Annotated in this window: 8 protein-coding genes; 3 read left to right on the plus strand and 5 right to left on the minus strand. The window is 69.3% G+C overall.

The genetic code is table 11. From position 1 onward, the window contains the following. Positions 1-2: 2 nt before the first annotated feature. The 5 genes from CFN78_RS26850 to CFN78_RS26870 all read right to left on the minus strand — a co-directional run bounded on the left by CFN78_RS26850 (position 3) and on the right by CFN78_RS26870 (position 3,147). Positions 3-554, minus strand: coding sequence for a carboxymuconolactone decarboxylase family protein (locus tag CFN78_RS26850; RefSeq protein ID WP_338065557.1), 552 nt, complete (start codon positions 552-554; stop codon positions 3-5). Beyond that, a complete protein-coding gene (locus tag CFN78_RS26855) occupies positions 545-1,429 on the minus strand; it encodes an SDR family NAD(P)-dependent oxidoreductase (RefSeq protein WP_094865832.1) in 885 nt (294 codons plus the stop codon). The genes CFN78_RS26850 and CFN78_RS26855 overlap by 10 nt, the downstream gene beginning before the upstream one ends. 77 nt (positions 1,430-1,506) lie before the next feature. After that, on the minus strand, positions 1,507-2,163 hold the full coding sequence (locus tag CFN78_RS26860; RefSeq protein WP_240519713.1) for a P-loop nucleotide/nucleoside kinase family protein: 657 nt from the start codon (positions 2,161-2,163) through the stop codon (positions 1,507-1,509). A gap of 97 nt (positions 2,164-2,260) precedes the next feature. Next, positions 2,261-2,719 carry a TFIIB-type zinc ribbon-containing protein gene (locus CFN78_RS26865; protein ID WP_094865834.1) on the minus strand — a complete coding sequence of 153 codons (459 nt, stop codon included), beginning with the start codon at positions 2,717-2,719 and terminating at the stop codon, positions 2,261-2,263. A gap of 29 nt (positions 2,720-2,748) precedes the next feature. Continuing rightward, a complete protein-coding gene (locus CFN78_RS26870; protein WP_094865836.1) occupies positions 2,749-3,147 on the minus strand; it encodes a VOC family protein in 399 nt (132 codons plus the stop codon). Between the two features lie 91 nt (positions 3,148-3,238). On the opposite strand from CFN78_RS26870, the gene CFN78_RS26875 reads away from it, so the two are divergent. From CFN78_RS26875 to CFN78_RS26885, 3 genes are all read left to right on the plus strand, one after another. Further along, entirely contained in the window at positions 3,239-3,721 is a 483-nt protein-coding gene (locus CFN78_RS26875) for a CGNR zinc finger domain-containing protein (protein ID WP_240519714.1), read from the plus strand. Between the two features lie 62 nt (positions 3,722-3,783). Beyond that, positions 3,784-5,421, plus strand: a complete 1,638-nt coding sequence (locus CFN78_RS26880; protein WP_094865840.1) for a PD-(D/E)XK nuclease family protein — start codon at positions 3,784-3,786, stop codon at positions 5,419-5,421. Between the two features lie 877 nt (positions 5,422-6,298). Beyond that, positions 6,299-7,106, plus strand: an 808-nt coding sequence (locus CFN78_RS26885; protein ID WP_133116494.1) for a DUF222 domain-containing protein, incomplete at its 3' end; no start/stop codon positions are given.

The following is a 7,106-nucleotide window of genomic DNA, read 5'->3' on the forward strand; positions in this document are numbered from 1 at the left end:
GGTCACGCGGCGAGGTGACCATCGGGGCGAATGCGCAGCCCGCCGATCACCAGAGCGAGCATTTCGTAATGCCCGACGAGCATGAAGAGTTCGACGATCTCCGGGTCCGAAAGATGTGGTCGCAGCGTTTCCCAGGTTTTGTCATCGACCGTTCGGTCGGTATGTAACTGTTCCACCGCAAGCAGAATCGCCGACTCGCGTGGACTCCATTCCCTTTCGGCGCGGTCGGCGATCCCGTCGATCTCCGCGCGGCTGACCCCGGCGCGGCGAGCCATCCGGACGTGGTGCTCGTATTCGTAGTCGCAACCACACAACCCGGCCACACGCAGGATCACCAGTTCCGTTTCCCGGCGAGGAAGCTTTCCTCGTGGCATCAGCCGGGCGGCGAATCGGAGCCAGGAACGGAACAGTCGTCGATTCTTGCCGAGGATCAGGAAAAGGCGCGGCGGTTCCCCGCGAGTGACGCGGCCGGCGAGCCGGACGAACGCCCAGATGGGCAGGCCCAGCTCCGCCCGGGTCCCCGGTTCGAGCCTGCTGCTCCCGGTCACCCGCACTCACCGGCCACTGTGGACGGCGCCCCTGGTTGGTCCGTGGTGAACGGAACATCCTCCTCGCGGGCGATCCGCAGCGCGGCGTCCACCTGCGATCTGCGCGAGCGGTCGATCACCCGCTGGAGCACGGATCGCACGGGCAGCATCGCTCCGACCCAGCGCGGGGCGACGGCGGTGCGGGAGCGCAGGGTGATGGCCTTTTCCAGCGCGTCGATCCCGGCGACGACGGGGGTCACCGTGGTCAGCGAGCGCTTGCGCAACAACCGCCTGGCGGCGTCGGTGTCGAAGCCGCGGGAGGTCATGTCGGTGTCGAGCTCGGCGAAGTAGGCCACGCCGACCTTCGCCCCGGACGGCCGCAGTTCCGCGCGCAGCGTGTTGCCCAGTGCCTCGACCGCCGCCTTCGACGCGCTGTACGCGCCGAGTAGCGGCAGGTGCACGGCGGCGGCCAGTGAGGAGATCAGCAGCGCGTACCCACCGGGATGGCTCAGGTGCGGGCCGGCCGCGCGCAGCGTGTAGTAGGTGCCGAGGACGTTGACCCGCAGGGTCTGCTCCATCACCTCGGGCGATCCGCCGACCAGCGGGAGCTGCTTGGCGATGCCGGCGTTGGCGACCACGACGTCCAGTCCGCCGAGCTCGGCCACGATCCCGGCGACGGCGGCGTCCACCTGGCTCCGGTCGGCGACATCACAGACGCGCCATGGCGCGTCGCCGCAGCCCTTTGCGGTGTCGGCGAGCAGTTCGGGTTCGAGGCCGACCAGGCCGACCCTGGCTCCGCGCTCGTGCAGGCGCCGGGCGAGTAGCGCGCCGATGCCACGCGCCCCGCCGGTGATCAGCACCCGGGTCCCTACCAGGCTCGATGCCTGCTGAGTTTTCCTCACGTTCTCAGCCTAACATCTGCGAACAGTTTTGTTCGTCGAAATTTGACGAAGCGCCAACGGGCTCGGCCGGTGTCGAATCAGCCGGGCAGGCGGGCGGTGATCCACTCGCAGGCGGCGTCCACGGCGGCGTCGAGCGTGGCCCGGGTGGTGTCGAAGACGGTGACCGGCGGGCACATGCTCGCCGCGTCCGCCCGCAACCAGCGGGCGAACGCGAGCGTCTCGGCGATCCGCGGCTCGGACCACTGCCGCCAGGCAGGCCGCGCACGCAACCGGGCGGCGAGCACCTCGTCCTGGGCGAGGTAGGCGAGATAGTGGATGTCGCTGAACAGTTCCCGTTCCGGCAGCGGCTCGAACTCCGGCGGCACGACGGTGCCGCACAGGACGACAGGACGGCCGCTCTGCTGGATCATCGCGGCCATCCGCAGCCAGGTGGACCGGAACCGGGGCTGGCCGTAACCGTCGTCCTCCGGCTCGCGCAACCCCGCCGTCCAGAGCACGTCCTGCTCCAGCACCACGACCCGGTCACCGAGACGGGCCGCGAGCGCGGGCCCCACGGTCGACTTGCCCGCACCACTCGGGCCGGTCAGCGCGAACAACGGCAGCCTGCGAAACGGCCACCGGTGCGCGCAGCGCGCGCAGGCCAGCGCCGGGGCGTCCTCCGGCGCGCCGGAGGCGAGGCGATGATCGTCCCGGTCCCCGCAGGCCGGGCAGATCTTCAGGTCGAGGCCGGACACCGCGTCACGCTGATCGTCTCCTGGAACCCGCGCCGCCAGGGCGGGTCTGGCAATTGGCGTGGTCGCGGTGTTCGCACCGGGAGTCGCCCGCCAATCCCTAGTCGAAGAGTCCGTCGAGGAAGCTGCGCTTGCGGTGGCCCTTGTGGCCACCGTGTCCGTACGGGCGGGGCGAATCCGCATACCCGCCGCGGTGGGGACGCGGTGAGTCGGCGTAGCCGCCGCGGTAGCCACGCGGCGAGTCGGGATGCCCGCCGCGGTGGGGACGGGGTGAGTCGGCGTAGCCGGCGCGGTAACCGCGCGGCGAGTCGGGATGCCCGCCGCGATGCGGGCGAGGTGAATCCGGGTGGCCCTGCCTGCGGCCGTGACCGCCGTGCGGGGCAGGCGAGTCCGGCCGGTACGGCGGCGGGGCCGCGGCGTAGAACGCCGTCTCGGCCTTGGCGATCTGCTCCAGTTCGCCGCGGTCGAGGAAGATGCCCCGGCACCCCTCGCACTGGTCTATGTGGACGCCGTTCTTGTCGACCGTCCGCATCTTGCTCTGGCATTTCGGGCACGTCACGGAGCAGGAGCTTACTCATGCGTGCCGGGTCAGTCACCGTCCGCGGCGCAGGCGCAGAGGCAGAACGGGTGCCCGGCCGGATCGGCGTAGACCCGGAACGTCTCCGGCTGGTCGTCGAGTAGCCGGGCGCCGAGCGTGAGAGCGCGTTCGTGCGCGGCGGGCAGGTCGGTGACCGTCAGGTCGAGATGGAACTGCTGCGGACGGTCCGGCTCGGGCCAGCCGGGTGGGCGGTAGTCCGCGACGCGCTGGAACTCCAGCAATGGGCCACCGAGCGGATTGGTCAGTGAGACCCAGTCCGGATCGGACGTGGCGGGCACCGGCCATTCGAGCAGCCGCGCGTAGAAACCCGCCAGTGCCTCGGGGTCCGGGCAGTCGAGCACGATCCCGCCCAGTGTTGGGACGAGGCCGGGAACGGTGGGGGCCGGCATCGCTTTGCCTCCCTGAAGTCGAGTAACCAGTGAAGTGAGTATGCAAGTTATGTCGATCGGACGCAACCGGCATCGGGACTACAGTGGTGACGTGAGCGCAGAGCCAGCGACCAGCCCGGACGCGAGCCTCGTGCTCGGCTTCCTCAACACCGTGGACGTCGAAGAGGGCACGGATCTGTTGCGTGGCAAGCAGAGCTGGCAACGATGGGCCTCGGCGAGAGGCCTGCGCGCCGGATCGCTCACCGACGCCCGCGCCACCCGCGAAGCGTTGCGTGCCGCCGCCGGGGACCCAGGGGCCCGCGCCGGGGACGCGGGAACCTCCGTCCGGGTCGAACTCGCCGGCGGCACACCCAGCCTGGTCGCCGATACCGCGCTCGGCGCGGTACTCGCCGCCGCCGCCCGGCTGGCCGTGCTCGGTGAGTGGGCACGCATCAAGATCTGCCCCGCCGACGACTGCCGGTGGGCGTTCTACGACCACTCCCGCAACCGCTCGCGCGCCTGGTGCTCCATGCGGGTCTGCGGCAACCGGGAGAAGGCAAGGGCCTGGCGGCGGCGGGCAGACGGCACGAACTGACAAGCTCCGCGCGCTGCGGCTACGGTGGCTCCGGAACCTACGACGACCACGAGGCGGCGCCGATGGCATGGCCGTGGACCCCGGAAATCCCGCTACTGAACGACAAGCCGGTCTTCCAGGTCACCGCGACCGCGGCCGAGAACGCCGGGCAGGGCTGCGATCTGCACGCAGCGCTGAAGGCCCGCCCCGAGACCAGGCCGGACAACGGGCGCTGGCGGCGGCGGTACAGCGACGACACCTTCACCCTCGGCCCGCTCGTCGACGCCATCGCCCAGGTGCACGGCGTCACCGCCCGGGGGACCGACCTCGGCGAGGCGGTCGGCAGGGCGCGCATGGCGTTCGGTTCCCTGCACCCGGGCTGGCGGACGTTCCTCGAACTCGCCCTGGAGCAGTACTTCGAGTACCACGAGGCGCGCGAACAGGAACTCGGCGCGCTGCGCTACCTCGGGCTGACCAACAAGGTCGCGCTGCGGCCGGGCTCTGCCGTGATGACCTGGGGGCCGTTGTACGAGAACGAATCCGGCATGCGGGAGATCCGCAGGCTCCGGTTCGGCCGGGCGCACTCCGAACACACGGTGTGGGCCGATGTCGCCGCCTACGTCGCGGCGGAGCTTGCCACCGACCGTCCGGTCCGGCAGGTGTACGTCACCGAGGTCGGGCTCCAGGACGGCGTCGAACGGCACCTCATCAACGGGATCGCGCCCGAGCAGGCACGCGAGGGGTACGAACGTTCCGTCCGGCCGAAAGCGCGGTCCGTCGTCGAGGGTGCCGTCCGGACGCCCGGGCACGACTGCGAGTCGTGCAAGTTCACCGGCGGCTGCCCGGATCTGGTAGCCGTGCCGGGAATGCTGCAGCTCGACGCGCCCGCCGCCTGGTCGCGGTCCGTCTCCGCCCACGACCTCTCACTGCACCGGCGCTGCCCGTCCCGGTGGTACCTCCAGCGGCAGCTCAACCTGCCCCGGGAGGCGGAGGACTCGGACACCCTGCGACGCGGAACGGCCGCGCACGCCTGGATCGACCAGGCCCACCGCCGTGGCACCGCCTGCGAGCTCGGCGACCTTCCGGCACCTGGTGCCGAGGGGGCCGGCTCCGACGGCTTGGGTTCCGGTGGGCTGGGTTCTGGTGGGCTGAGCGAGGAGGAGTACCGGCTCGCGTATCCGTTCCTGCTGCGGCATGTGGACGTGTGCCCGTTCAGGGAAGGACCGGTGGACGTCGTCCTCGCCGAGCGCAGTGTGCACGCACGGGACCCGGAGGCGGACGTCGTCGTGGTGGCAAAGCCGGACTTGCTGATTCGGCGGGACGGGGCGCTCGTCGTGCGGGAACTGAAGACGTCCGGAGGCCACCTTCCTGCCGACGAAAGGGAAGCGCGGGACCGGTACCTGGCCGTCGTCTTCGACCTCGCGCTGCTCGCCTACGGACTGGCGGAACGGTACGACTGCGCGGAGGGGAAGGTGGAGCTGGAGATCCTGACGCCGAACGAGGCCGCCGTCTTCACCTACTCGACCGAGGATCCGCTGATGGCGAAGGTCAGCCGTGAACAGTTGAAGGCCCACGCGGAAGAATGGGCCCACGACACGACGTGGGATACGCGGCCCGGTCCGCAGTGCGCCTGGTGCCCGGTGCGGGAATGGTGTCCCGACCGCGATGCGTACGGGGCGACCGTCGCGGGGCCACCACCCACCGAGGACGCTCCGTTCTGATTCTCTGGGGGGTTTGGGGGTGAGTTCTGCTGGGGGGCTTGTTTTGGCTGGGGGGTTTGTTTTGGCGGGAGGGCTTGTTTTGGCTGGGGGGTTGGGTTTTGCGGGGTTGGGGGTATCGGGGTGGCGTCTTGGGTTTCGGGCACGCCTTCGGCGCGCCGTGGGTAACTGTCGCTGCACGGGGCGTTCGCCGTTGATGGTCACCAGCGACAGTTACCCACGGAACGGGTTTCTCGGTGCTGTCTGGTTCGGTGCGGGTGGGGTGTCGCGTCCGGTTGGGTGTGTCGCGTTCGGGTTCGTACCCCGGTTGTTGCGTCCGGTTGTCCTTCGGGGGCCTGCTTGACGGGATGGGTGGCGCTGGTCGGCTTGGTGCTGGTCGGTTCCTGGCTGCGCGGGGGCTCGGTGTTGGTCGGTTTGGTGCTGTCGGGTTCCTGATCGCGCGGGGGCACGGTGGTGACTTGGTGCTGTCCGGCTCCCGAACCGCACGGGCAGGGCAGTCTGATGTCGTTCGGTCCTCGTCCGTGCGCGGCTCACGGCGGTTGGCGATACCTGACGCCCCTGGAGCGCAATATGTCGACGTATTGCGAAATCATCCCCGCACAAGGGCAGCGCAATACGGTGCCGTAGTGCGCTCGCACTCAGCCTCACCTACGCGCTGTCACCACCCAGGCGGGGGTTCCGGCCACAGTCGAACGGCCCAATCCCCTGCACAGTGCCCTACGAAGGCGTCACTTGTGGCCGTTTCTCATGCCCGGGGTCATGTTTTCGTGGATTAGTGTGGCATTAGCGTGACAGGGCGGGTCATGAATGGGACTTTCACATATTGGGGGTACCTGATGGTGTTATTTCCACTCTCGTGAATGCCCGCTACAATGGACATATGATCGATGGGGGATCTGTAGAAGTTCAGCTATCCACGATTCTGGACATGGAATCGCGAGAAACAGTGCGCGTCGACCACAGCGGTGTGAACCACGGCGGGCCGACCGGTGTCAGGCTCGGACGGTTGTCGCGGCGGGGGTTGCTACGGGTCATGCGGGATGCCGAGGCCGCACGCTCCCGCGCCGACGCCGTGCAGGTGCGGGCCATGGCCCGCTTCGCTGCCCTATCCGAAGGCCCGCGTGGGGTGGCAGCCGAGATCGCACTGACCTTGGCGACCACCGAACACCGCGCGCAGCGAATGGTCGCGATGGCACAAGCGTTGACCACCCGGCTACCAGCAACACTGACAGCAATGGAAACCGGCGTCATCGACGCCTACAAAGCCTCCAAAATCGTCGACGCCACCGCACCCTTGTCCGACGAGCACGCCATTGCGGTGGACACCGCAATGGCTGGCCGAGTGGACGGTCGGAATCCGTCCAGCATTCGCCGCGCGGTCGTGCGACAGGTCGCACACGTTGACCCCGACGGGCACGCCGAACGAGCCCGGAAACGGCGCCAAGAACGCAGCCTGCAACTGGTGCACCAAGACGACGCCATGAGCACCCTCATCGCCGACCTGCCCACCGAAACCGCCACCACCATCTACACCCGCGTGGACCGCATCGCCAAAACCCTCCGCGGCCACACGGAGACCCGCACCCTGGAACAACTCCGTGCTGACGTGTTCGCCGAACTCTGCCTCGGCCACCGTCAGAGCGAACCCCGCACCGAAATATTCGTCCACGTCGCCGCCACCACCCTCG

The organism is Amycolatopsis antarctica (assembly GCF_002262875.1).
Classification (GTDB): Bacteria; Actinomycetota; Actinomycetes; order Mycobacteriales; family Pseudonocardiaceae; genus Amycolatopsis; species Amycolatopsis antarctica.